Genomic DNA, 25,000 nt, shown 5'->3' on the forward strand with positions numbered 1-25,000 from the left:
TCTTTAAGGCAAAATTCATGCGTTCTTCTATCATTTTGGTTTCTCTCCATGGCATCACCCTTTCTGGCCGAAAGTGTTACCCATGTCCTGAACCTTTTTTGGTACCTATGTCCTGAACCTGTACCCCCTTTCGGAGTTGTTTGTTGAAGGTAGTTGGGGACAACTTGAGCTCCTCCTCTGCTCGCAGGGGAGGTGGCTGCGCTTGACGCAGACGGAGGGGTTTACGCTGGGCGAAGTTTCGTGAGTCGTTCGTTGCCGGCTGTTGCAGGACGACGAACCACCCCGTCTGCCGCTGTCGCGTCATCCACCCCTCCTTCGCCAAGGAGGGGAACTTTTTCTTGGCGATGCGAGAAGTGGGATACGGGTGGGAGAGACGGGGGCCTGCCTTGAAAATCATTCAAATTTGTGCCTTGCCTGCTGTACCTGGCGTTTACGCAGATGCCGCATCCCGCATCCCGCATCCCGCATCCCGCATCCCGCATCCCGCATCCCGCATCCCGCCAAGGTATGCCTTGATTCCGGATCGGCAACGCGCATGCTCTGGAAAACCTGCCACTAACCATGCAAAGCAAAACCCGCACATTCCTGATTGTCGGTGTCGATCTGCTCTTGTTGTTCGTCCTCCTGCCATTGGTGGTTTGGGTGCGTTTGGAATTTGAGGACTTACAGGAAGCCCTGGTTTTTCAGTCGGAGACGGTTCCGGCGGAGGGGGCGGCAGCTGCGGACCTGGAAGACCGCGGACCAGAAGTGCCGCAACCGGACCGCATCGAGGCGCCTGACTTGCCTGGGCCATCGGGCACAGTCCTGCAGGTTGTGCCGGAGGATCCGTTTGTTGCGGAAGCGCGGCGTCGTGCCATGGAGGATCCGGAGGCGGCCATGCTCTGGCTGCAGGAACAGGTCGAGGGGCAAGCCCGCTTGCGTGGGATGATGGAAGTTGTCGCGGTTTGGGCGGCCCGGGAGCCGGACAATGCCATGCTCTGGCTGGAATCCAATGCGCAGGGAATGGCACGTATGGAGACCCTGTACAGCGGCATGGAATTCTGGAGCAAGGAAGACCCGATTTCGGCGGCTCAGTGGGTTGAGGGCATGGCCAATGATGCCAGCAAGGTGACCGCAACCAAGGCGCTGATGGCAAACTGGGTGAAGCGGTATCCGGAGGAAGCCAGCAGCTGGCTGGGACGGCAGCAGCCTGGGGTCTTGCGGGATGAGGCCGCCAAATCCATGGTGCTGTCGTGGGCGGAGGTGGATCCGCAGGCGGCTTCGGGCTGGGCACTCTCAGAGGCGAGGCTGACTGGGAACCGGGATCTGATTCATTCGGTGGTGGCCGCGTATGCCACGGACGATCCGAAAGCGGCCGAAGCGTACGTTCGTGAAGTCAATGCGCAGATGGAAGTGCCGGGCCTGGTGACCAGTTACCTGCGCAGTCTGGCGGAAGCGGAGCCGATGCGCGCGGCACGTTGGCTCGGCAGTCTTCCCTCGGACGATCCTTTGTCTTCACCCGAGAATGCCCGTGTCTTGATGGAGGAGTGGAGCCGGACGGATTCGGTGACCGCGTCGCAGTGGCTCAGTGAGAAAGCCGATGGCCCTGAAAAGGATGCGGCCATTCTCGGCTTTGCGACGACCATGCTGGACTATGATCCGGAAACCGTTGCGGCTTGGACGAATACGATCTCGGATCCGAACCTGCGTATGGATGCGCTGGTCGACACGATTGACGAATGGGCCCGGTCGCAGCCGCATCAGGCACTCAAATGGGTACAGTCAGCCCGGATGGAGTCGGATCTGCGGGACGCGCTGGCGCGGCGGATCGGTTGGGACTAAAGTTGGGGGGCCTCAATGAAATCGCATCGGTCCATTCATTCTAGCGGGTTTTCATGGAGACGCATTTGATGAAGGGACGGGCTTCTGCACGTCCGCTGCAGAGTCGCCAGGCCTTGTCGAAATCGCTGTCGCGCTTTCGCTACAGGAGTGAGAGTTGATCCCCTATCTCGTCACACTTGCCGCTGCTTCTTCTTGCGCAGGCTGCTTTTGAGGCGGTGAATGCTCAGGGCAAAGCCGGTGTAAACCAGCACGATGCCGGCGACACAGCCGAGGAAGGCGATGATCTTGCCGGGGAGCAGGCCCGCCTCTCCGGTGTGGATCCAGCGGAAGGAACTGCGGATCTTTTGTTTCAGGCTGAGTTCGCGTGGCGTGCGCTCGGCTTCAATCTCGCCGCTCTGGGGGTGGATGATCAATTCGGACGGCCGATTGAAGGGAAACCAAAGACCGGATTCCTGCACCAGCACCACTGCGGGGTCGGGGGCCGGCGGGCCGCGACGCTTGCCTGATGGCTGCCCCTCTGCGGTGGAAATCGACATCTGGATCGAGTCCCATGCTTGCGGCCAGGCGGCCGCAATCTGAAAGCGCTCTTCCAAGCTCAGGTCCGGTCCGCTTACCGTCTCACTTCTTGCTTCCGCCTGAAGAGCCTGCCCCGGACGCGGAGGGCTTTGCCCGAACAATGCGTCCGCCGTGTTCCGCGCCCAGTCGTAGTGGAACATCGCCGCGGTGAAAGCCATCAGGACGATGGGCAGGAGTGCCCAGAAACCGAATACATTGTGCCAGTTGAAATTGCGGGCTTTGGCTTGGGAGAAGGATTTGAAGAAAAGGACGAGTTTGAACTGCTTCCAACGCCACTGTCGGGGGAACCAGAGATAAAGCCCACTCAGGGCGAGGAAGAGAAAGACGGCATTCGAGATTCCGTTTATGTTCTTGCCGAGGCCACGGGCATCACCTTCCAGGGCGAGCCAGCGGTGAAGCATGAGGTTCAGATGAAAGAACTTACGGAGTCCCACGGCGGTGCCTTCCCTGAACGCCCCGGTGTAGGGGTCGAGGTAGCGGAACTCGCCTCGGCCGGCTTGGATGATCCACGCCTCATCCTCAGCCGAAGGGATTTCGACCTGGCTGAACGGTAGTTCCGGGGCGGCTGCTTTTGCGCCGGCAACGAGCTCGTCGACGCTGAGGCGTTCCCGGGTTCCATGATCCTCCACTTGGATGGCATCGGCTTCCGCCCAGTTGAGTATTTCCGTCTGAAAGGCAAGGATCGCACCGGTCAGACACATGAGTGCGATCAATACGCCGGCGGCCAGGCCGAGGCAAAGGTGTGCCCAGAACAGGATTTTTCGGAAGAGTTTCATGATGATTTTGCACTCAGAAAAGCGCTTGTGTCCATATTTGGCCACAAGCGCTCTTCGTCAACGGGACTGGATCGTTTCTAGAATTGATAGCTGAAGCTGAGGCCGATTTCACGCCCGGTCGCCGCGTAGCCGTTTTGATACGCGAAGGTGGCCTGGTCGTAGTAATGACGGTCGAAGAGATTACTGACAGTCAGGTTGAGCGTCAGCCCGTCGATCGCAGCAGGGCTCCAGCGAACAAAGGCATCATGCACCGCGTAGGGTTTCTTCTCGCTCACGCTGCGGCCGGAATCGGAGGTCACGCTTTCGACATAGTAGAGGTTCCAGCCGGCGCTCAGGTTGAGATTTTCAAATTTGTATTCGGCATTGGCGGTCCAGGCGCGTCCCGTGTAGTTGTTCATCAGGCTCGACTGGTCCGTTGTGCTGCCTTCGTAGGTTTCCACTTCAGGTGTGGTATCGATGACGCCGGCACGAAGTTGCAAATTCCCGAATTGGGCGCCGGCGAAGATTTCGTAGCCTTTGCTCTTGAACTTACCGATGTTGCTGCGCCAACCGGTGCTGCGGTTGTAGGACGGATTGATCACATCGTCGATCTCAAGCTGGAAGACATTGGCGCCCAGGTAGAAGTTCTGGAAGTTGTATTCAAAGCCGAATTCGATGTTCTCGGACTCTTCCGCTTTCATGTCCGGATCCTGCACCATGCTGTCGAAGAAAGCCTGTCCCGGATAGGCGCCCCGCATCGCCTGGGCATAGGTGGCATGCAGTTCCAAGCCGTCGACAGGGCGGAGGATGACGGTGCCGTTGGGACTAAAGCCATCATTGTCGACATCCACGCCGAAGCGGTCTTCCAACTGGTAGCGGTCATAGCGGGCCCCGGCCGACAGTGTCAGGATCGAAGTCACGTCCCACTCCGCCTGTGTATAGAAGCCGAGCACCTTACCGGTATCCTTGCCCCCGATCTTGGTGGTCTTGTGGGTGTCGACCCGGTAGTCGCTACCGTAAGTCCATTCGATGTCTCCGAGCAGGCTCGTATTTCTCAGGTCAAGGCCGATGGATTGGATCGAGCTGTCGATGTCGTCGCCGGTCAAGCTGCGCTCGGTGAAATAGACCGTCGATTCGATGTCCACCCAGTCGTTGTTCAAGGGGTTGATGTCGTATTGGACCGTCGCGGTATTACGCTCCTGGTAATTGTTTTGATCGGATGGGTCTTCGGGAGCGATGTTGATACGATTCCCTCCCTTGCCTTGGTCTTCCAGATATTCATAGCTGAGCTTCAGAGTCTGCGCATCCGTGAGCTGGCCCGCAATTTTTGCAAAGGCGCTGCGGCGCTCGTACTCGCTGTCGATCACTTCATTGCCGTCGCCGTCCTCGTAATTGCCGAAGTCGGAATAACCGATGGACGCCAGATAACTCCAGTTCTCGCTGATCAGCCCATAACCGGAAGCGCTCAGCTTGTAGCCGCCTTCTCCGCTGGAGAAATAGCTGGCCTTGAGCAGCGCCCCAATGGTTTCGCCTTCACGAAGCATGTCAAAGCCGTCCTTGGTTTCATAGGAGAGCGCACCGGCCAGCGCACCCGGACCATTGAGTGCACTGCCGGTTCCGGCGCTGACTTCGACGGACTTGAGCAGTTCCGGTTCGATGTTGCCGCCGCTGCCCGCATGGTAGAATATGGCCCCGCTTTGGGGGGCGCCGTCGATCGTGACGCTGGCCTGGGTTGTCTGGATTCCGCGGATGAAGATATCCTGGGTTTGGGGGCGGCCCCCCGCCGCGTGGACACTGAGGGTCGTTTTGAATACATCCTCAAGGTCGTTGGCCGACCATTGCTGCAGCTCGATCGCATCGACGGTGTTGGCGTCTTCGGCCGTGAATTCAGGGGGTTCGGCTTTTTGGCCCGTGAGTGCGGTTTCCTGCAGTTCCGCCACGGCAGTCGAAGTCTCGTCGGCTGCGCCCAGGCTTGCGCCGAGCACGAGTCCGCCGAAGACAGTATAAATGATTCTTGTGTGAGTTAAGTTTTGCATAATCCAAATTGATGAGCCGGAAGCATATCAATTTTGGATTCCCGATTTCTGCCCCGATCGGGAGGAAAAATGCTCCGTCCGGTTGGGGCTCTGGATGTCGTTTCACACCTCACCACCTCGAAAGCCTGTAGCCGAATTGGTAACAATTTGGATGCTTTGGGGCAGGCTTTCCGCCTCGGAGGCGTCTGTATTTTAGGCGGACTCCATCAGCACGCGCTCAACCGGAGCGGTGGTGATCTTGCCGAGGAGGGATTCCGCGAGTTCGAAGCCGCCGTTGAGGGCGGTTACGATCCGCGCATGGGCACAGGCATGGATGCTGTAGCTGCGTCCATGGGAAAGGTTTCGTTGATTCAGCGCGCAGATGACTGCGGGGACACTGGGATTGAAGGCTGCGCTTTCCGCGGCACGGCCGACAAAGACTTGGCCGTTATCGCCTTCAATGATGAAGCCTTCGGCGGCGTGTGTATAGGGTGTGTAGCTGCGTTGTGCTGCATTGAGCGCACGCTGGCAAATATTGCTTTGGATCGGATGGATGCTTTGGAGCGAGGCCGGGGGCGGGTTCAGGAGGTCGTGGGGCTCGGGTTGGAGAGCATTGAAGGCATCGGGCAGGAGTTCCGGGAGCGGCACCTGCCGGTCCTTATAGCTGATCACGAGTTGGCCGGCATTGCCCAGTTCGCAAAGGAACTGGCGGCAGTGTCCACAGGGAACCTCGGACACGCTGAGCCGGGAAATCAAGGTTTCGCCGTGTATCCATGCATTTAATACGGCGGATTGTTCCGCGTGCAGGCTGTTGCCCAAAGAAGCTCCGGTAAACTCCATATTCGCTCCGAGGTACAGGCGGCCGCTGGTTCCTTGGGCGACGGCGCCGACCCGGAATCCTGAGATCGGGCAGACCGCGAAAGACTTGGCCAAGGGGAGCAATGTGGCGCCGAGCGATGCGGGGTCGCCGGGCAAATCCTTGAGGCAGCCGCTGAATGCGCCGTTCTCGACCTGGGCTAGGACTGCCGCCTTTAACTCCGGACTGGCATGCTCGAGCATGGGGGCCAGGTCGATTTGTGGAACGGGGAGCATGCTTATTTGATAAACTCGATACTGTACGGGTAGCTGTAGTGCTTGCCATCATTGGCGTGAAGGCCGCCGATGACGGTCAGTACGGTCACAGCAATCATGAGGCCAAATAGGAGGAGGACGAGGAAGGGCAGGTAGAGCAGTCCGATGAAGGGGATCAGGGCCATCGGGATCGCGCAGATGAAACCGCCTGCGGTCAGGATGGCCATGGCCAGGGTTGCGGTGATTTGGAAATTGAGCGAGTTCTTCCCGCAGCGGTCGACGAAAGGGTCCTGGTCTTTCTTGATCAGCCAGATGATCAAGGGGCCGACGATATTGCCGAAAGGCACCCCGATTAGGCCGGAGAGTGCGAGCAGATGGCAAAGCATGCCCGATGTGCGGTCGGGCTCGGGGGTTGAGTTGCCTTCCGCCCCATTCGGGCTGTGGGCGGGCGGCTGTGGCGGGACTTCATCCATGGCTCCAATGTCTAACGGCTTGTTCCGGAAAATGCAAGCGGCCGGGTTGGCCGGTGGTCGCGCAGTCCGTGCTGAATCACGCTTGCCAGTTGGCGCCAAGCCTCTTTGTTTGCCCCTCATGGCTTCATCCAATCAGTCCAATTTCCTGACCTACACCAGTGCACGTGCCATCGCCGACGAATTCGGTGCTCCGGTCTATGTGTATGACGAGGCGACCCTGCGCGCGAACGCGGAGGCGGTGTTGGCCTTCCCGAACGCCTATGGCTTGACCGCGCGCTATGCCATGAAGGCCTGCCCGAATGCCGCGGTTCTGAAGCTCTTTACCGGTATGGGCCTCCACATCGATGCGAGTTCCGGTCACGAGGTGCGGCGTGCGATCGCCGCGGGGGTGGCTCCTGAGAAGATCAGCCTGAGCGCGCAGGAAGTGCCTGTGGATCTGGGAGATCTCCTTGGCTTGGGGATCCAGTTTAATGCCTGCTCGCTGCAACAGCTCGAGCGTTACGGGCAGTTGCGCCCGGGCACCGAGGTGGGGGTGCGCTTGAATCCGGGGGCGGGTTCCGGAGGCAACAACCGTACGAATGTGGGCGGGCCGTCCTCGAGTTTCGGCATCTGGCATGAGTTTGTGCCCCAGGTGAAGGAACTGGTCGCGAAGTACGACTTGAAGCTGATCCGTATCCACACCCATATTGGATCCGGAAGTGACCCCGATGTCTGGCTCAAGGTTTCACAGATGAATTTTAGCCTCGTGGCGCAGTTCCCGGATGTGCGTATCCTCAATGTCGGGGGTGGTTACAAGGTGGGTCGCATGCCCGACGAGAAGACCACGGACCTGCAGGTCATCGGGCAGCCGATGAAGGAAAAGTTCGAGGCCTTCGCCGCGGAGACCGGTCGTGAGATCCGCATGGAGGTCGAACCCGGCACTTATCTGGTGGCCAATGCGGGTGCCTTACTCGCCGAGGTCCACGATGTTGTTTCGACCGGTGAGGACGGCTATGATTTCATCAAGCTGAATACGGGGATGACCGAGTTGCTGCGGCCTTCGATTTACGGCGCCCAGCACCCGATACACCTCCTGCAGGCGGCGCCTGCCGCCGCGCAAAAGGATTATGTGGTGGTGGGGCATTGCTGCGAGTCGGGCGACATCCTGACTCCGGCTCCGGGGGATCCGGAGTTGTTGGCCACGCGTTCCCTGCCTCTGGCTTCGACCGGCGACCTCTGTGTGATCGACGGTGCCGGCGCCTACGCTGCGGCCATGACGCCGAAGCACTATAATTCCTATCCGGAGGCGGCCGAAGTGCTTCTCACGGTGGAGGGGGCTCCGAAGTTGATCCGTCGCCGCCAGAAGCTGGAGGATATTTGGGCCAACGAAGTTCCGGTCGCGTAGCGGCTGCTGCCTGTCACCGGGCGTCGAAATGGCGGCCGGGACAGCCGCCGCTAACTGAGTGATGCCTTAGGCGTTGGCGAAGGCTTGGTTGAGCTTGCCGGAGACAAAGCCTTCGCGGTCGATCTCCGCCTTTTCAAAACCGATTTCCGCCAGGGCTGCTTGCATGCGGTCGAGGATCGCCTCAAGCTGCGCGAGCTCCTTGCGGGGGACCTCGACACGTGCGGTTTCCCCGTAGTGGCGCACGCGGTTGATCGGGAAGCCGGCCTCCTTGAGCCAGGCTTCGGCCTTTTCAATCTGACGCAGTTTTTCGACGGTGACCCGTTGCCCGTAGGGAATGCGTGAGGCCAAACAGGGGCTGGCCGGCTTATCCCAACAGGAAAGTTTGAAATGTGCGGCCACAGCGCGCACCATTTCCTTGCTCATCCGGCATTCGGCGAGCGGGCAGCGCACGGCATGTTCACTGGCGGCTTCCAGACCCGGGCGGTAGTCGTAGGTGTCGTCGGCATTCGCGCCGCTTAAAACCCACCAGTCCGGATATTTGTGCCGCATCCGGTCGAGTTCTCCGTAAAGGGCGTCTTTGCAATAGTAGCAACGGTTGGCCGGATTTGTGAAATAGTTCGGGTCTTCGATTTCGCCCGAAACGATTACCTCCAGAGGCATGTCGTTGGCCTGGGCAAAACCGCGGGCGGCCTCGAGTTCGGACATTTTGAGGCTGGGGGAGGCCGAGATGACTGCAAGGCTCCGGTCCGGGCCCAAAAAATGCCGGGCGAGAAAGGCCACCAGAGAGCTGTCCACCCCGCCTGAAAAGGCGGTGATGGCACCGTCGCAACGGGCGAACCAGCGCTCCAGACGCGCAATGCATTCCAAGACCTCGTTGCTATTCGACATAGGGTGAATCCTACGCTTGTGCTGCGTGCTGTCAATGGGAGTCCTTCGATACGCCAAGCTTCCCCGCTGGGTTCGCTTACATCCCCGCCCTACGCAAAAGGAAATACGATTTCCGCCTTGCGGGGCGGGGAGCGGGGGGCAAGATGCGGGTTTGAATGGATGCAGTGACCGGCACGACCACGCTTCTCAGTTCCGCGGTGTTGATTGGGGTGACTCACACCCTGATGGGACCCGACCACTATTTGCCCTTTGTCGCTTTGGGCAAAGCCCGCAGTTGGTCTGTGCGACGTACTTTGTTCCTGACCTTTCTTTGTGGTTTGGGGCATGTGGCCGCATCCGTCCTGATCGGTTGTGTGGGCGCCATGGCCGGCTGGTCTCTCGGGAGCCTGGAGTCCCTCGAATCGGCGCGTGGCGAAATGGCTGCCTGGCTGCTCATTATTTTCGGTCTCTTCTATCTGGTCTGGGCCCTGCGACGCTTCGTCTCCGGGGATGTCGGGCATAGCCATGTGCATGCGGACGGCAGCTGCCATGCCCATACTCCCGGGAGATCCGTGCCAATGGCGAACCTGACCGGGTGGAGCCTTTTTGTCGTGTTCGTTTTCGGTCCCTGTGAGGCGCTGATCCCACTCCTGCTCTATCCTTCCCTCGCGCATCATTTCAGCCTGAGTGTCGCAGTGATCGGACTGTTTGCAGTCGCGACAATTTCGACTATGTTGTGTGTCGTGTGGATGATGCTGCGCGGAATCAGTTTTTTCAAGGCGGAGCGCTATGGACGCTACAGTCATGTGGTGGCCGGCGCTGTCGTTCTAAGCTGTGGCGCGGCGATCCATGTGGGACTTTAAAACATGCGACTACTTTATTATAACTGTGTGGCCGGGATCTGCGGCGATATGAATCTCGGAGCGATGCTCGATCTCGGGGTGAATCCCCAGGATCTCGTGCGGGAGCTGGAGCGTCTTCCACTGGAAGGCTGGCAGCTTCATAGCGAGCAGGACGTGCGTTCGGGTATCAGCGGGACCCGGTGTGATGTGATCCTCGAATCGGATGCCGTCGAAAGGCAGCAACCACATTCGCACGATCATCATTCGCACGTCCCTACGCATGCTCATGAGCACAGCAATGGGGAGCACGGTCATGGGGCACACGGCCATCAACACGCCGCGCACCGGACCTTTCGCGAGATCCGAGAGATGATCGAGGGCTCCGGCCTGCACCCGAAGGTGAAGGCCGATGCGATCGCGATTTTCCAGTCGCTGGCGGAAGCCGAGGGGGCTGTGCACAACAAGCCGGCGGATGCGGTGCATTTTCATGAAGTTGGCGCGGTCGATTCCATTCTCGATATAGTCGGTGCCGCGGTCTGCTGGCATTTGCTTGAGGTTGATGCGATTGCATCTTCGGCCGTCGAGCTCGGCGGGGGCACGGTACAGTGTGCGCACGGCCGAATGCCGGTTCCCGCGCCCGCAACGGCACGCCTGCTGGAAGGCGTTCCGGTTCGCGTCAACGGCACCAACAAGGAGGCCACCACGCCCACGGGTGCCGCCATCCTGATGGGCAAGCAGTGCCGCTTCGAGACGGTCCTCAGCGGCCGTCAGCTGAAAGCGGGCACGGGGATCGGGCAGCGCAAGGATCCGAATCTTCCGAATGTCTTGCATGTGGCCTTACTGGATGTGGCTGCGGCCAGCCCGCTTGCGGATTCACAGGTGTGGGAAGTTGCGGTCAATCTTGACGACATGATGCCCGAGCACGTGGCATTCCTCTGCGAGCAGTTGCTGGATGCCGGCGCCCTGGATGTCTGGCAAACGGCGGCTACGTTCAAGAAGGGGCGCCTCGGTGTCGTGGTATCGGCGCTGGCCGGCGAGGGGGCGCTGCCGGCGGTGGAAGCCGCCTTTATGAAGCACAGTCGCAGCCTTGGGTTGCGGCGCTGCAAGTGGGAGCGGGTGACGCTGCCGCGCAGTATCGAAACGGTGGATACGACACTGGGGCCGGTGCGCCTTAAAATAGCCCGGGACGCGGAGGGCCGTATTTGCCGCCGCAAGCCGGAGTATGAAGACTGCAAGGCCCTTGCCTTGAAGCACGACATGTCCCTGCGTGAGGTGCAGCGAATCATCGAGGAGGTATTGGCGCTCGGGCCGGATCGCAAATGAGTCCCGAGGAAATCCTGAAAGCGGTGCGAGACGGGCAACTGACGGTGGAAGCCGCGGCCGAGGCGCTGCGGCGCGGTCGCTTTGCAGACCTCGGGCACAGCCGTGTGGACCTGGACCGTGCACGGCGCAAGGGAACATCGGAGGTGGTCTTTGGTGAAGGCAAGACCGCGGAGCAGGTGGCTTCGATCGCCCGGACATTGTTGGATCATCAACAGAACGTGCTCGTTACCCGGTTGAGCCGTGAAAAAGCCGAGCCCTTGCTGCAGGCCTTTCCCCATTCGGAGTACCACGAATTGTCCCGCATTTTTATGATTCGCCCTTACCCGCTGGAAGCGGTGGAAAGCCGAATCGCGGTCGCCTGTGCCGGGACTTCGGACTTTCCGGTCGCCGAGGAGGCAAGGCTGACGGCCGAGTTCTTCGGCAACAGCGTCGATACGCTGTACGATGCCGGGGTGGCCGGCTTGCACCGTTTGATGGCGGACTTGGATGTGCTTCTGGAGGCGAAGGTGGTGATTGTTGTCGCCGGAATGGAAGGCGCCTTGCCTAGCGTGGTGGGTGGATTGGTCCAGGCTCCGGTGATCGCTGTGCCTACGAGCGTTGGTTATGGCGCCAGCTTCGGCGGGGTGGCGGCGCTTCTCGGCATGTTGAATTCCTGTGCCTCGGGCGTGAGTGTGGTGAATATAGATAACGGTTTTGGGGCAGGTTATCTTGCCAACACCATCAACCGTCTCTAAACCATCCTGCATGCAAAGTTCTCTTGTCGCGACCCTGCGGCGTTCCAAGCTGGGGCCGTTTGCTCTGGCCATACTGATTCAGGTCGGCCTGCTCTTTTCGGCGGTCTTCGTGGTGGTGCTTGTTCCGGAGCTCAAAGAAGACCCCGAGTTTGTCGCCCGCAAGAAAATCTACCTCCCGCAGAAAGAACTCGAACACAAGGTGGCACTGGCTGAGTTTCAGAACGCGGCGAGCTCGCCGCTTATGATGGAGCGGATCCAGACCGCGGCACTCCTGCCGGATACCATGCCTTCGCTGCCCGACCTGCCGCGCAGTGAGTTCAATCCGATTGAGCGGAACCCCGCCGCACTCCAGTCGGATGCCCTGCTGGGGCAGTCCGGGGTACTGGGGGCGCTGCAAGGGCTGAAGACGGATTCGTCCTCGGCTTCGCTCTTCGGAATCGAGGATAGCGGGCAGCGCATCCTGATCCTATTCGATAACAGTGCGACGGTTTGGAACAAGGCGGCTGCGGTGGGTGTGAGCACGGATGTCTTCGTTCGGGAGTTGTCGGGTTTGATTGACGGGTTGAATGCCAACACCCTGTTCGGGATTGTTCCCTTTGCCCGGAAAGTGGGTACCTTCAGGGATTATCTGATCGCCGCCGGAGCCCGTAACAAGCAGAACGCCAAGCAGTGGGTGGCGGGAAATGTCCGCTCCAGCCGAAAGTCCACGGAGCTTCCATTTCAGGTCGATGGTATTGAGGGCGCGCTGACGGTCGCCTTCCAGATGGAGCCGGACGTGATCTTCATCGTGGCGGACGGCGATTTCCAGCGTAATGCATCGGCCGCGGTGCGTGGCGGCGATGTGCCCTGGGAGGATGTGGAGCGAACGCTCCGTCACTTGACCCGCGAATATGGGATTGAGCCGCGCATCCATTTTGTCGGCTTTCAAGTGGAGCCGGAGGCCGCCGAGGCGATCGGGAAGATCACACGCCGCTATAAGGGACAGTTTTCAAGTCTGTCTTCGGGCTGAGTTGGAGCCTTCAGCCGCCTTGGGGAGGTTGGCTGGCGCGTCCGGTAAAGTAGTCCTTGTATTCGCTGAGGTTGTTATCGATGGCATCGGCCACGACTATCGAGGCGGCAAAGAACATGATGATTGCATTGGAGGCCGCATCACTTTCCTCGATTGCCTTGATGCGCTGGGAAAAGGCCTGGTTCAGCCCTTCGAGGGTTTCATAGAAGCATTTCAATCCCTGGAGGTCCCAATCCGGGCTGCCCCCTTCCTTGTAGATAAAGAATTGCTGAGTCAGGTATGAACTGACCGTACGGTAGAGGGTTTCACCGAAGGAGCAGAAGGGCATGTGGAAGGTGGCCATGCTGCGCAGCCGGATCAGGACCGGGCAGCCGCTGGTGGCCATTTGCAGTCCGAGCATCGAATTCAAAGCACTTTGCAGGTCGCAGTCCTGTTGGTACACCCGGCGCGTGGTTTCGACCGTCAGGTCGATTTTCTGCACGGATTTCGATCCTTTGAAGGTTTCCAGGACTTCATGAATGCGCACTGCAGCGGGACAGAACCGGCTATCGCTCGTCTTGAGCGGGCAACAGGGGCACTGGTCCTTATGAAGCAGCGTCCAGTCTGGATAGTTTTCCGGAGCACGGAACGGGGCGCGCGTCTGGATCTTCTCGTAGCGCGTATCAATCGTGAAGACCAGATCTTCATCTTCGAGCCCGAAGATGTAGGTAATCGTATGGGGGTCGCGTGACATCGGGTAGTTTCGGCACGCTGACCGATTTAATCGCGGCATGCAAGCTCCGCGCATCTGGGCGTGTTCCTATTTCGCTGCGGACATCCAGCGTGACCAGGTACCGCTGGGAACATCGAAGACCCCGGGGGCTCCGGTGAGCAGCATTTCGCCGCATTCGAGCTTCCCTTTCGGAAGGAGCTGCTGGAGCAGGTTCTTCAGGACGATGGGAGTGAAGCCGGGGGTGTGGCTGGTGAGGTAGACAAAGCAGGGCTGGTCGCTGAGGACGGCTTTGACCAGTTCGAGTGTCTCGATGAGGGCATGCTCGATTTTGTAGAGCTCGCCGCTCTTGCCCCGGCCGAAGGAAGGCGGGTCGAGGAGGATGGCGTCGTAGCGGCGGCCGCGCCGGATTTCACGCTGCATGAACTTGTTGCAGTCGTCGACGATCCATCGGATGGGGTGGTCGCCGAGTTGGTTAAGATCGGCATTTTCACGGGCCCATTGAACCATTCCCTTGGAGGCGTCGACATGGCAGCAATGTGCGCCGCCCTGGGCAGCCGCCAGCGTGGCACCGCCCGAATAGGCAAAAAGGTTGAGGAAGTTGAGAGGGGATTGGCGTTTGGAGGATTCCGCGCGAAGGGTTTCACGGATCCAGTTCCACATTTCGCGTGTTTCTGGAAAGACGCCGAGGTGCCCGAAATCGGTGGTGGAAAGTTTCATTTTCACCCCGTTCACCATGGCGTGCCAACTGTCCGGCAACTGTTCACGTCCACGCCACTCGAGCCCGTTCTTGCGGGTGAAAAAGGCATCCGCCTGTTTCCAGAGCTTGGGTTGGGCCGGGTTCCAGACTGCCTGGGCGCAGGGACGGTCCAGCGTAACTTTGCCGAATCTTTCCAGTTTCCGGCCACCGCCGCTATCGAGGAGTGAATAGTCGTTCATTTTCCGTGGGAGTATGAATGTATGAAGGCGGGAAAGTAAAAGGTAGAAAGTGTGACTTTCATCGCTTTACCGTCCGCAAAGCGCCTCCATGAAATGTTTCCGGCAGAGTGCCGACTGAAAAAGCCTTGTGCGGGTTACGGGGTGGCCAGGTGGTGCATATCCTGTGCTTGCGCATGTGGGGGCGAGCGCTAGTCTCCGCCTCCATGCATTCTGTTCTTGTCGTGACGATCAGCGGTGATGACCGCTCTGGTTTGGTGGAGGAGCTGGCTGACGTGATTGCCCTGCACGGCGGCAACTGGGAGCATTCCCGGATGGCACATCTGGCCGGGCATTTCGTGGGCTTGCTGCAGGTCAGCGTTCCGGGAGACCGGCAACAAGATCTGGAAGTCGCCATGCGCACGATCCAGGACCTGGATGTCATGATTGTTGCGGGCGAAGCGGGCGAGCCGGGCCTGGTCAACCAATTCGACTTGGAGATCGTAGGGAGCGACCACCCGGGCATCGTCCGGGATGTTTTTGCCGCGCTGGCCTATGCCAAGGTCAATGTGGAGGAGCTCAGCACCTCGACCGAGACCGCTCCGGATACCGGGGCGACCTTGTTCCGGGCGAAAGCACGTTTGGCTTGTGTGCCGGATGCCGACCGCGACGCGATCCGCTTGCGTCTGGAAGAAATTGCAGCCGACATTCTGGTGGATGTGCGGCTACTGGATTGAGGCTGTGGATTAGTTCCCGTGTGTATGGGGACGGGCGTCCTCGATTTCCTCGTTGCTGTGATGGTGGCCGAGGCGCTTGGTCTCGACTTTCATCAGCAGTGAAATGACCAGTGCCAGCGCGATCATGCCGCCAAAGACGTAGAGGCTCTGCTGGTAGCTGTGCGTTTTTTCATATACGTAAGAATTGAGCAAGGGGCCGACGATCCCGGCCATGGACCAAGCCGTCAGGATATAACCAAGCACGGTGGGCATGGACTTGAGGCCGAAGAGATCGCTGATGTAGGCGGGAATGGTGGAGAACCCGCCGCCGTAACAGGTAAGGATCAGGAAGGTGACCGCCATGAAGGCGAAAGGTGTTCCGGTGAGGTTGGCCAGCAGAGGGAATGCTGCGATCTCGATGACAAAGAAGGCGATAAAGGTATTGGCCCGTCCGATTTTATCCGAGAGGGTTGCCCAGGCGATACGGCCGAGGCCGTTGAAAAGGGAGATCCCCATGACCATCAGGTTTGCCATGCTGTCGGAGAGGTGGACCATTTCGTAGCCCATCTTCTTGGCGGTTGCGATGACCGCGATCCCGCAGGTGGCATTGAGGAACAGCATGAGCCAGAGCCCATAGAATCCCGGAATGCGGACGGCCTCGCGTGCGGTCCGTTCATGCATGACGGTGGCACTGGCTTTCGGGTTTGTGCTGGACGCAAACTTTTTCTCGTAGCCTTCGGGCGGCACGGCGATGTAGAGCGAAGACGGTACCATGACGAAGAGGTAGATGGCTCCGAGTAGATAGAATGCGCGGCAGATGGACTGCTTGTCGTAGATCAGGGTCGTCCGGTAGTGCTCGGTTAACGATTTCAGTTCGCCATATTCCTCGTTGTCAGTGATGCCGGCATGGGTCAGTTCCTGCAGGCGCTTGCTTTGGGCCTTGAAGGATTCGATGTCGGGGGCACCCGCCAGCAGATCCGCCGCTTGTTCGGGGCTGTCTTTCTTCGCCAGGTAATACTCGTGGGCTGAGATTTCCTTATCGAGCACGATTTCGGCCTGTGGCGGGGCAAACTGGTCGATCAGTTTCGCGCAGATCAGACCGCCAAAGCCGAAACCCATGATGGCGAGTCCGGTGGCGAGCCCACGGCGGTCCGGGAACCATTTAACCAAGGTAGAGACGGGAGTGATGTAGCCGACGCCCAGGCCGATCCCGCTGATGACTCCGAAGCAAAGATAGAAGAGCCAAAGGTTTTCGAGTGTGCAGGCGATGCCGGCTCCGATCAGCCCGCAGCAGAAAAAGGCGGCTGCGATCAGTCCTCCTTTGCGTGGGCCTTGGCTTTGGATGAAGCGACCGAGGAAGGCGGCTGACAAGCCCAGGCAGAAGATCGCGATACTGAAGGCCATCGAGGTCTTGGTGGAAGACCAACCGAAAGTATTCTCCAAGGGCATTTTCCATGCGCTGTAGGCATAGATGGATCCGATGGAAGTTTGGATGCCGACGGCGGATGCCGCGATGAGCCAACGATTCTTTGTCTTCATAAATTCAGTGCGGGTTGCGGGAGTCGGGAAGCAGAATCGTAGATCGGTCAGTGTCGCGGCACGCCTTCGCCTTGAGCTTTGACGGCGGCGTTACGCGGTAGGTTGCGGTCCTATATGGCGTCGATGCCGAAGCTGGCGAATATGTTGCGGGCCCGGTCGATTTGGCCCGCAGTCGGAGTCGGCGTGTGGGTGAGGCGGTAGGGAATGCCGCTTTGACGGTACTTGTCTTCACCCATTTTATGGAAGGGGAGGATTTCCATGCGCTCAACATTGGACAGTGTTGCGACGAATTCGGCCACTCCGGCGATATTGCGTTCGTTGTCGGTGAGGCCGGGGACCAGTACGAAGCGGATCCACGCCGGCTTGTTCATTTCGGCAAGACGTTTGGCGAAGCGGAGGGTCGGGTCGATGCAGACGCCGGTGACAAACTTGTAGGTCATCGGGCTCCAGCTCTTGAGGTCGAGCAGGACCAGGTCCACGTTCTCGAGTAGTTCGTCGCTGGCCTTGTGTCCGACGAATCCGGAGGTATCCAAGGCGGTATGAAGTCCGGCTTCTTTTGCGCCCTTGAAGACCGCATGCACGAACTCGGACTGGATGAGCGGTTCACCGCCGCTGATGGTGAGTCCGCCCTTCTTCAGGAAATTCTTGTATTTGAGGATGTCGTCCAGCGCCTCACCCGCGGTTTTTACCTCGCCGCAGGGCTTTCCTTGTGCGTCGGGGTTGTGGCAGTACTGACAACGCAAGGGGCAACCGGAAAGGAAGAGCACATAGCGTAGGCCGGGACCGTCCACCGTGCCGCAGGTTTCGACGGAGTGGATGTGGCCGGGTGTATCAAGGCCGGGGACCTCAAGAAGGGTGCTGCTTGTGTTGGCATAAGTGTCGATGTTGTTGAGCATGTGACCAAAGGGTTGAGTGGTGAGTAGTTCTGTTTCCGGACCGGAGAGGGCCGGACAGTGGTCGTGTTGGATTTGGGAAAAGGGCAGGCCCGCATCGGCATCGGGCCTGCCCGGAAGGAGCGTTCCTTAGATGGAATCGTGGAAGGTCCGGGTGATGACGTCCATCTGCTGCTCACGGGTGAGCTTGATGAAGTTCACGGCGTAACCGGAGACACGGACGGTGAGCTGCGGGTACTTTTCAGGATGTTCCATGGCGTCGATCAGGGTTTCCTTTTCGAAGACGTTCACGTTGATGTGGTGACCGGCTTCGGCGAAGTAGCCGTCGAGGAGATTGCAGAGGTTGCCGACGCGCTCGTTGTCGGTTTTGCCCAGAGCCTTCGGCACGATGGAGAAGGTATAGGAAATACCGTCCTGTGAGTGCTCGTAGGGGAGCTTGGCAACGGAAGCCATGGAGGCGACGGCACCCTTCTTGTCGCGGCCGTGCATCGGATTTGCGCCGGGGGCGAAAGGTTCGCCCAACTTGCGGCCGTCCGGAGTGCTGCCGGTCTTCTTGCCATACACCACATTGGAAGTGATGGTCAGGACAGACTGTGTCGGCACGGAGTTCCGGTAAGTCGGCTGCTTGCGGACCTTGTCCATGAAGCGCTCGACCAGATCCTTGGCGAAGGCATCCACACGTTCGTCGTTGTTGCCGTAGGCAGGATACTCGCCTTCGACTTCGTAATCCACTGCGAGGCCTTCGTCGTTACGGATGACCTTCACCTTGGCATGCTTCACTGCGGAGAGCGAGTCGGCAGCGACAGAAAGGCCGGCGATACCGGTTGCCATGGTGCGGAGGATGACCGGATCGTGCAGGGCCATCATGATGTTTTCCGCACAATACTTGTCGTGCATGTAGTGGATGATGTTCAGTGCCTTCACATAGGTGGCGGCAAGCCAGTCCATCATCTTGTCGAAGCGGGCCATGAGATCGTCGAACTCAAGGTAGTCGCCGGTGAAAGCGTCGCAGGCCGGAGCGATTTGGTCGCCGCTCTTTTCGTCCTTACCACCGTTGATCGCGTAGAGCATGGCTTTGGCAAGGTTGGCGCGGGCGCCGAAAAACTGCATTTGCTTGCCGATGCGCATCGCGGAAACACAGCAGGCGATGCCATAGTCGTCGCCCCAATACGGACGCATGAGGTCGTCGTTTTCGTATTGGATGGAGCTGGTTTCGATCGAAACCTTGGCGCAGAAATCCTTGAAGCCTTGCGGAAGCTCCTGTGCCCAGAGAACGGTCAGGTTCGGTTCCGGAGCCGGTCCGAGATTGTAAAGGGTTTGCAGGACGCGGAAGCTGGATTTCGTCACCAGGGAGCGGCCGTCTTCACCCATACCGCCGATGCTTTCGGTCACCCATGTCGGGTCACCGGAGAAGAGTTCGTCGTAGTCGGGTGTGCGGATGAAGCGCACGATGCGCATCTTCATCACGAGGTGGTCGATGATTTCCTGAGCGGCTTCTTCAGTCAGAGTGCCTTCGGCGAAATCACGTTCGAAGTAGATGTCGAAGAAGGTTGCGGTGCGGCCGAAGGACATGGCAGCGCCGTTTTGGTCCTTAACGGCACCGAGGTAACCGAAGTAAGTCCATTGGACGGCTTCCTTTGCGTTCTTGGCCGGCAGTGAAATGTCCAGACCGTAGGCGGCTGCCATTGTCTTGAGATCCTTGAGAGCCTTGATTTGGTCCTGGGTTTCTTCGCGCTCGCGCACCCAGTCTTCGGTGAATGCTTCGTTTTGAGTCGCCTTGATCTGTGCCTTCTTGTCTGCAATCAGGCGGTCGATACCGTAGAGTGCGACGCGGCGGTAGTCGCCGATGATCCGGCCGCGGCCGTAGCCGTCCGGAAGGCCGGTCACGATACCGGCGCTGCGGGCCTTGCGGATATCGTCGGTGTAGCAGGCAAAGACGCCGTCATTGTGGGTCTTGCGGTGCTTGAGGAAAATGTCCGCTGTTTCGGCATCCATTTCGCGGCCGTGGGCCTCGAGCGCCTTTTGAGCGATGCGCAATCCGCCGTAAGGCATCATGGCGCGCTTCAGCGGCTTGTCGGTTTGAACCCCGACAATTTGCTCAAGGGCTTGGTCGATGTAGCCGGCGCCGTGTGAAGCGACCGTACCAACGACTTTAGTGTCAGCATCGAGCACACCACCGGCATCGCGTTCTTGCTTGAGCAGCTCTTTCAGCTCATCCCAGAGCTTATCCGTGCGAGCCGACGGCCCCTTGAGGAACGAGTAGTCACCATCATAGGGCTTATAGTTCTTTTGGATGAAGTCGCGGACATCTATGCTGTCCTGCCAAGCGCCTTCGGAGAAGGACCGCCAAGCATCGGCTTGCGTTGAAACGGGTGAGGCCGTGTCAGTCGTCGTGTTCATAACAGTTGGTATGTTGTGTCGTTAGCTGTGTTTCTTAGACGGGTGTATTACGAAACGTAATCTTATACACAAACCAGTTGAAGCATTACTTATCCAGTTCAAAGTTATGGTTAGTACAGCTAATAAGGCTGCATTATTCAACGGATTAAAAATACTGGCCGTGTGCTATGCGACCGCCTGGCCGACGCCCCTCTGTTTGATCGTCTATGAGGCGATCACGACGGCTGCTTTCACTTGAGAGCGACCGAACTGCGCCATTTTCGCAAAATCGCCCAGAAGCATGGGGATGTTCATCCGGTCTGTCTCGGTTTCGTGCGCCTCATGGTCGACCGAGGGATCGTTGAAGAAGACAAAACGATCGCTGTATCCGGTAATGACCACCCAATGAGGCGCTTTTTCGCCGTAGAGCCGGTAGGAGCTGATCAATACGAGGATGAGGGCGCCCGCATCCAAGTGTTTTTGTAGCTGCTGGATCCCCAGAGCCTTCCGGTGAAAAGGGATACCTGCTTCTTTGCAGCGGGCCTTGAAATCGGCATGCACCCGGAGCAGCACTTCTTTCTTCATGGGGTTGCGGACACCGTCGAGGAACAGCGGGCCGTCCCGGCTGACATAGATTTCCGGTTTGAATCCACGGGCGTGGGCGGCCAAGGCCAGGCCGCGGGGTCCGCAGCCGCCGTGTCCGGAAGTCATGAAGATGGTAGTGGCCTCACGCCAGAGCTGTAGTTCATCGCTGGGGCGGCACTGGTAATCTTCGGAGAGTGCCGCCATGGCCATCATTAAAGATGCCGGCCCGCAGGTGAACTCGGTGGTTTGCGCATAGTAGGGAACGGGGGTTTGTGTGGCCGGCGATTCGATACGAATGCGCTTTTCGTAGCGCAGTGCGTCCTCGTGGTCCTCGTAGTAATTCGCCCAAGTCTCGAATTCCCGATAGCCGCGGTTCTGGTAGAACTGTATTGCCTCCAGGTTGTCGCGTCGGACCTCCAGGCGCGAATAGAGGCAATCATGCGTTCGGGCTTCGGTTTCTGCGGCTTTGAGCAAAGCGTCGCCGATCCCCCTGCGGCGGGAATCGGCGTCGACCGCCATTGAATAAATCCGGGCGAGGGAGGTGCCTTTGTGGAAGAGTGTCAGGACGTAGCCTTTGAGTTCGCCATTATAAGATGCAATCAACAGTGAGGCGTTTCCCTTTGAGAGCATCCATTGGAAATTCCGGCGGGTGAGGCGATCCGTTTCAAAGCAGTCGTTTTCCAGCGCGACGAGTGTGTCGATCTGGTGTTTGTCAGCAGGCTGGATGTCTAGGTTTGCCCTCACACTTAATGTATTCGGTGCATGTCTAGTGCCTTGCTGTGGAATTTGCAATCAGCCGCAGCGTAGGCGCGTGCTTATCCCGGGTAGCGCTGGTGCATCGCCGCGAGGGGGAAGTTCTTGCCGGGGCAAACTGTTTGTTCGCCCCGCAATTCCTTGTGGCCTGCAAAGTGGATCGCCTTCGGAATGACTTGGCCGCGCAGCCAGTCCATCAGTTGGGTAAAGGCATCGAGTTGACGCTTGGTCGGGTGTTCCTTTTCGAAATTGCCGACCAGGCAGATCCCGATCGCGGTCAAATTGATCTTGTAGCTTTTGACGTGTCCTCCCAGCAGCTGCTTCTGCCAGCGGGGGCCGATCTCGATTTCCCCGTCGCCGGAATCGATGCCGTTGCCGATCACAAAATGGTAGGCCAGGCCGTTTTTCATGCCGCGTCGGCGATGTTCGCGGTCGTAGGCGGCGGCGTTCCCGTATTTGATCGCACTGTGGTGGACGACGATGCGCCTCCAGTTGTCCACCCGCACGGGAATCTTGCTGGTTTGGGCCCGGACGGCTCCCAGAAGGTCGGTGCTGGGTGCTGCGTCGGCGGGAATTGACAGTTTTTGGCCGACCCGGATGAGATCGCTGTTGAGTTTGTTCGCGTTCTTGATGGCCCGAACGCTGGTGCCGAAGCGCAGCGCAATATGTCCGAGCGTGTCGCCTTTCTGCACGGTATAGGTGCTGCCTGCCGTCAGGTGAACCGGCAGTGCCGTGACGGCCGCGGCTGTCAGCCCCATTTTTGTCAGGAATTCTCTGCGGGAGAGGGTCATTTGAGGGAAGGATGGTTACCGGAAACTCGGGGGATTGTAAAGAATGGGACCGGAGTCAGCCTAATATTCTCCGGTGTGTGTGTACGGTTTTGGCAAATTGTTAGCTTATTTTGGCGTTAGGCTCGGGTTTTTGCATGTTTTATGCTCTATGCTGGTACTATGATTCAAGCTACTGATGGCTATAAGGAGGCATCAAAGCCCTTGGCGGATTCCCCGATTCAGAAAATCCTTGAGAGTCTACATTCGGAATTGGCGAAAAATCATGAGGGTGAGGTAGCGACTTATATCCCCGAGCTGGGCAAGGCGGATTCGAACTGGTTTGGGGTCTGTCTGGTCACTGCGGACGGCCAGGTCTACGAGGTGGGGGATGTGGATCAGCAGTTTACCATCCAGTCCATTTCGAAGCCTTTTGTCTATGGTATGGCTTTGGAGGACAACGGAAAGTCGGAGGTGTTGCGTAAAATCTGGATGGAGCCTTCGGGGGAGGCATTCAACGCGATCAGTCTCCGGCCGGGGACGGGGCAGCCGGCCAATCCCATGATCAATGCGGGGGCGATTGCCACGACCTCGCTGGTTGAGGGCAAGAGTGCGAAGCAGAAGATCAACCGCATCCTGGATTCGTTGGGACGGTATTGTGGGCGCCAGCTGTCGGTCGACCAATCCGTCTATCGCTCGGAAAGTTCGACCGGCCACCGTAATCGGGCCATCGGCTACATGTTGCGGAACTTTGAAATTATTGGGGAGGATCCGACGGCGAGTCTGGAGGCCTACTTCATGCAGTGCTCGGTGTCGGTCAATTGCCGGGACTTGGCGATCATGTCTGCGACCCTGGCAAACGGGGGCATCAATCCGGTGACCGGATTGCGTGCCGTGGTTAGTGATTATGTGGAAAGTATTTTGAGCATTATGGGGTCTTGCGGGATGTACGATGCCGCCGGTGAATGGATCTATAATGTGGGCATGCCGGCGAAGAGCGGCGTGGCTGGGGGCATTGCCGCGGTACTGCCGGGACAGCTGGGGATTGGTGTGTTCTCGCCTCGCTTGGATGTGCATGGTAATAGCGTGCGGGGGATCGAGGTTTGCCGTGAAATCTCGCGGAAATTCGATCTCCATATGTTCCATGCGCCGCGCATGTCGACTTCGGCGCTTCGGAAGCGTACGGATCTGTCCAAGATGCGTTCCCATCGCCTGCGTTCGGGCGCCGAGTCGAAGTTGCTCGATGAGCATGGTTCGAAGGTGCGGGTTGTGACGCTGCAGGGCGACCTTGTCTTTGCCTCTGCGGAGGTGGCGGTGCGGGAGTTTTCCTATGCGGGTAATGGGGTGCAGGAGCTTATTATTGATTTCGGACACGTGTCTGCTGTCGATTTCAGCTCTTGCGGTGTGATTGCCATGGCGGTGGCCAGTTGGATGGACGAAGGAGGGCGTTTGTCGCTCTCCCGCTGTTTGCATCTGCCCTTCCTGACCAAGATACTTCGCAAGTATATTCCCAAGCGTTGGGACCGCATTCGTATCTTCGAGGATATTGATCAAGCTCTTGAGTCCTCGGAAAACTGGCTCTTGGAGACGGTTGGGGTGCGGCGTCACAGTCAAATTAAGGTTGATTTGGCGGAGTGTGAATTGTTGGCGGGAATCGCTCCGGATTTGGTTGCCGCGTTTGAGAGCAATCTGAAACGGGTACGGTTTGTTATGGGGGCGACTGTCTTGAAGGCCGGTGACGATGCTGTCGGTGGCATGTATTTTTTATTGAGAGGGAAGGCGAGTGCCTGGATCGGGACGGGGGCGGGGCGCGAGCGTCGTGTCGCCATTTTCGCGCCGGGGATGTCTTTTGGCGAAATGGCCCTGATGGACCGGTCGACGCGTTCGGCTGAAATCCGGGCGGATACGGATATTGAAGCGCTGGAGCTGACTCAGGAAGCGTACGAGAAATTGGAAGCCTCCGGTTCGGTATTGTATGCCGGCCTATTGCGCAACCTTGCTTGTATTTTATCCCGGCGTTTGCGGGATGCGAATTTCGAACTGAGCAGTGAGTAGTCTTGGGGTTTTTGGGGGCCGGATTTTTGCTGCGTCGCAGGTAAAATATGCGCCTACGGGCTCGCCAAAGTTTTAATCAGGCGTTTCTGTGTCGGCAAAATATGACGACCCTCCGACACTACCCGCTAGGAACGCCTTACCCGAATAGTCCGCATGCTGTGGCGAGCAGTCTGCCGACTTTGAGGGATGTTTGCGGCTACGAGGAAAAAGAGCCGCGCGTGCTGGATGCGATGACGAGCGGTTATCCGCGCTTCGTGCAGAATGCTCTCGTGACCCGCCTGATTGAATTTCTGTTGGATCGGGAGTCCTTGTCGGGGCGCGCGTCTGTGTTGATCCCGGGGAAGCGGGCTGCCTTGGAGTTGCTGCGTTGTGTGGGGCCGGGTCCTGTATTGCATGAGGTTGAGCCCGGCTTGGTCTTGCTGCATTACGATCCCCTGGACCAAGCGCTCGGGGCGCGCCTGCGGAAATACCTTCAGCATATAGGCTGTGGTATTTCCTCGCGCGAGGCGGAGGCCTGGCTGCTTCGTTTTGGCCTGATCGATTCGGCTCACCGCGAAGACCGGATTCCGGGGAATGGCCGACAGGCGGTCGAGCAGGCTATTGCCGACCTGTCTACGGTGCCGGTTGAGGATGTGCTGGTGTGTGCTTCCGGAATGAATGCCTTTTATGCGGGCTTTCGTGCTGTGCAGGAAGTGCAGGCGATGCGGGGGCGCAGGCGTTGGCTTCAGCTTGGTTGGCTCTATCTCGATTCTGGCTGTATTCTGGAGGAGTTTCTGAGGGATGGGGAAATTCTGGAGCATCACTACGATCTGACGGATA

21 protein-coding genes (1 of these 21 cut by a window edge) are annotated in these 25,000 nt (G+C 58.7%); 9 read left to right on the forward strand and 12 right to left on the reverse strand.

Translation table 11 applies throughout. The annotated features are described in order from the left end of the window. The first annotated feature begins 561 nt into the window (after positions 1 to 561). Positions 562 to 1,821: a hypothetical protein gene (locus O2597_RS18005; protein ID WP_269527088.1), complete on the forward strand. Its 1,260-nt coding sequence runs from the start codon at positions 562 to 564 to the stop codon at positions 1,819 to 1,821. 170 nt (positions 1,822 to 1,991) lie between these two features. On the opposite strand, the gene O2597_RS18010 is transcribed toward O2597_RS18005, so the two are convergent. The 4 genes from O2597_RS18010 to O2597_RS18025 all read right to left on the reverse strand — a co-directional run bounded on the left by O2597_RS18010 (position 1,992) and on the right by O2597_RS18025 (position 6,711). Then, entirely contained in the window at positions 1,992 to 3,173 is a 1,182-nt protein-coding gene (locus O2597_RS18010) for a PepSY-associated TM helix domain-containing protein (RefSeq protein WP_269527090.1), read from the reverse strand. Positions 3,174 to 3,250: 77 nt separating this feature from the next. After that, positions 3,251 to 5,188: a TonB-dependent receptor domain-containing protein gene (locus O2597_RS18015; RefSeq protein WP_269527092.1), complete on the reverse strand. Its 1,938-nt coding sequence runs from the start codon at positions 5,186 to 5,188 to the stop codon at positions 3,251 to 3,253. 192 nt (positions 5,189 to 5,380) lie between these two features. After that, on the reverse strand, positions 5,381 to 6,259 hold the full coding sequence (gene cdd / locus O2597_RS18020) for a cytidine deaminase (protein WP_269527094.1): 879 nt from the start codon (positions 6,257 to 6,259) through the stop codon (positions 5,381 to 5,383). A gap of 2 nt (positions 6,260 to 6,261) precedes the next feature. Continuing rightward, positions 6,262 to 6,711, reverse strand: a complete 450-nt coding sequence (locus O2597_RS18025) for a DUF4870 domain-containing protein (RefSeq protein ID WP_269527096.1) — start codon at positions 6,709 to 6,711, stop codon at positions 6,262 to 6,264. A 118-nt stretch (positions 6,712 to 6,829) separates the two neighbouring features. On the opposite strand from O2597_RS18025, the gene O2597_RS18030 reads away from it, so the two are divergent. Further along, positions 6,830 to 8,095 carry a diaminopimelate decarboxylase gene (locus tag O2597_RS18030; protein WP_269527097.1) on the forward strand — a complete coding sequence of 422 codons (1,266 nt, stop codon included), beginning with the start codon at positions 6,830 to 6,832 and terminating at the stop codon, positions 8,093 to 8,095. 66 nt (positions 8,096 to 8,161) lie between these two features. Here O2597_RS18030 and larE read toward each other — a convergent pair whose 3' ends face one another. Then, on the reverse strand, positions 8,162 to 8,983 hold the full coding sequence (gene larE, locus O2597_RS18035; protein WP_269527099.1) for an ATP-dependent sacrificial sulfur transferase LarE: 822 nt from the start codon (positions 8,981 to 8,983) through the stop codon (positions 8,162 to 8,164). A gap of 155 nt (positions 8,984 to 9,138) precedes the next feature. Between larE and O2597_RS18040 the strand changes: the two genes are divergently transcribed. The 4 genes from O2597_RS18040 to O2597_RS18055 are packed head-to-tail and all read left to right on the forward strand — an operon-like array spanning position 9,139 to position 12,870. Further along, positions 9,139 to 9,825 carry a sulfite exporter TauE/SafE family protein gene (locus O2597_RS18040; RefSeq protein WP_269527101.1) on the forward strand — a complete coding sequence of 229 codons (687 nt, stop codon included), beginning with the start codon at positions 9,139 to 9,141 and terminating at the stop codon, positions 9,823 to 9,825. A 3-nt stretch (positions 9,826 to 9,828) separates the two neighbouring features. After that, positions 9,829 to 11,127 (forward strand): nickel pincer cofactor biosynthesis protein LarC, encoded by a 1,299-nt coding sequence (larC, locus tag O2597_RS18045; protein ID WP_269527103.1) that lies wholly within the window; start codon positions 9,829 to 9,831, stop codon positions 11,125 to 11,127. Next, positions 11,124 to 11,861, forward strand: a complete 738-nt coding sequence (gene larB, locus O2597_RS18050) for a nickel pincer cofactor biosynthesis protein LarB (protein ID WP_269527105.1) — start codon at positions 11,124 to 11,126, stop codon at positions 11,859 to 11,861. Before larC ends, larB begins: the two co-directional genes overlap by 4 nt. Positions 11,862 to 11,871: 10 nt before the next feature. Further along, positions 11,872 to 12,870 carry a hypothetical protein gene (locus tag O2597_RS18055; RefSeq protein ID WP_269527107.1) on the forward strand — a complete coding sequence of 333 codons (999 nt, stop codon included), beginning with the start codon at positions 11,872 to 11,874 and terminating at the stop codon, positions 12,868 to 12,870. 10 nt (positions 12,871 to 12,880) lie between these two features. Here O2597_RS18055 and O2597_RS18060 read toward each other — a convergent pair whose 3' ends face one another. Both O2597_RS18060 and O2597_RS18065 read right to left on the reverse strand, forming a co-directional pair. Beyond that, entirely contained in the window at positions 12,881 to 13,603 is a 723-nt protein-coding gene (locus tag O2597_RS18060; RefSeq protein WP_269527109.1) for a DUF6901 family protein, read from the reverse strand. A gap of 66 nt (positions 13,604 to 13,669) precedes the next feature. Then, on the reverse strand, positions 13,670 to 14,518 hold the full coding sequence (locus O2597_RS18065) for a class I SAM-dependent methyltransferase (RefSeq protein WP_269527111.1): 849 nt from the start codon (positions 14,516 to 14,518) through the stop codon (positions 13,670 to 13,672). Positions 14,519 to 14,721: 203 nt separating this feature from the next. Between O2597_RS18065 and O2597_RS18070 the strand changes: the two genes are divergently transcribed. Beyond that, positions 14,722 to 15,231, forward strand: coding sequence for a glycine cleavage system transcriptional repressor (locus tag O2597_RS18070; protein ID WP_269527112.1), 510 nt, complete (start codon positions 14,722 to 14,724; stop codon positions 15,229 to 15,231). 9 nt (positions 15,232 to 15,240) lie between these two features. Here the strand turns inward: O2597_RS18070 and O2597_RS18075 are convergent, their stop codons facing one another. From O2597_RS18075 to O2597_RS18095, 5 genes are all read right to left on the reverse strand, one after another. After that, positions 15,241 to 16,749 carry an OFA family MFS transporter gene (locus tag O2597_RS18075; RefSeq protein ID WP_269527114.1) on the reverse strand — a complete coding sequence of 503 codons (1,509 nt, stop codon included), beginning with the start codon at positions 16,747 to 16,749 and terminating at the stop codon, positions 15,241 to 15,243. A 110-nt stretch (positions 16,750 to 16,859) separates the two neighbouring features. After that, positions 16,860 to 17,645: a pyruvate formate-lyase-activating protein gene (pflA, locus tag O2597_RS18080; RefSeq protein ID WP_269527116.1), complete on the reverse strand. Its 786-nt coding sequence runs from the start codon at positions 17,643 to 17,645 to the stop codon at positions 16,860 to 16,862. A gap of 126 nt (positions 17,646 to 17,771) precedes the next feature. Next, positions 17,772 to 20,042 carry a formate C-acetyltransferase gene (gene pflB / locus O2597_RS18085; protein ID WP_269527118.1) on the reverse strand — a complete coding sequence of 757 codons (2,271 nt, stop codon included), beginning with the start codon at positions 20,040 to 20,042 and terminating at the stop codon, positions 17,772 to 17,774. A gap of 204 nt (positions 20,043 to 20,246) precedes the next feature. After that, positions 20,247 to 21,350: a GNAT family N-acetyltransferase/peptidase C39 family protein gene (locus O2597_RS18090; protein WP_269527120.1), complete on the reverse strand. Its 1,104-nt coding sequence runs from the start codon at positions 21,348 to 21,350 to the stop codon at positions 20,247 to 20,249. 71 nt (positions 21,351 to 21,421) lie between these two features. After that, positions 21,422 to 22,150 carry a LysM peptidoglycan-binding domain-containing protein gene (locus O2597_RS18095; RefSeq protein ID WP_269527122.1) on the reverse strand — a complete coding sequence of 243 codons (729 nt, stop codon included), beginning with the start codon at positions 22,148 to 22,150 and terminating at the stop codon, positions 21,422 to 21,424. Between the two features lie 159 nt (positions 22,151 to 22,309). Between O2597_RS18095 and glsA the strand changes: the two genes are divergently transcribed. Continuing rightward, on the forward strand, positions 22,310 to 24,181 hold the full coding sequence (gene glsA, locus O2597_RS18100) for a glutaminase A (RefSeq protein ID WP_269527124.1): 1,872 nt from the start codon (positions 22,310 to 22,312) through the stop codon (positions 24,179 to 24,181). Positions 24,182 to 24,282: 101 nt separating this feature from the next. Continuing rightward, positions 24,283 to 25,000, forward strand: the beginning of a protein-coding gene (locus O2597_RS18105; RefSeq protein ID WP_269527126.1) for a PLP-dependent transferase. 785 nt of this gene lie beyond the right edge of the window; the window shows 718 of its 1,503 coding nt (coding positions 1–718); the start codon lies at positions 24,283 to 24,285; the stop codon falls past the right edge of the window.

It is taken from the genome of Coraliomargarita parva (assembly GCF_027257905.1).
GTDB classification, from domain to species: Bacteria; Verrucomicrobiota; Verrucomicrobiia; order Opitutales; family Coraliomargaritaceae; genus Coraliomargarita_A; species Coraliomargarita_A parva.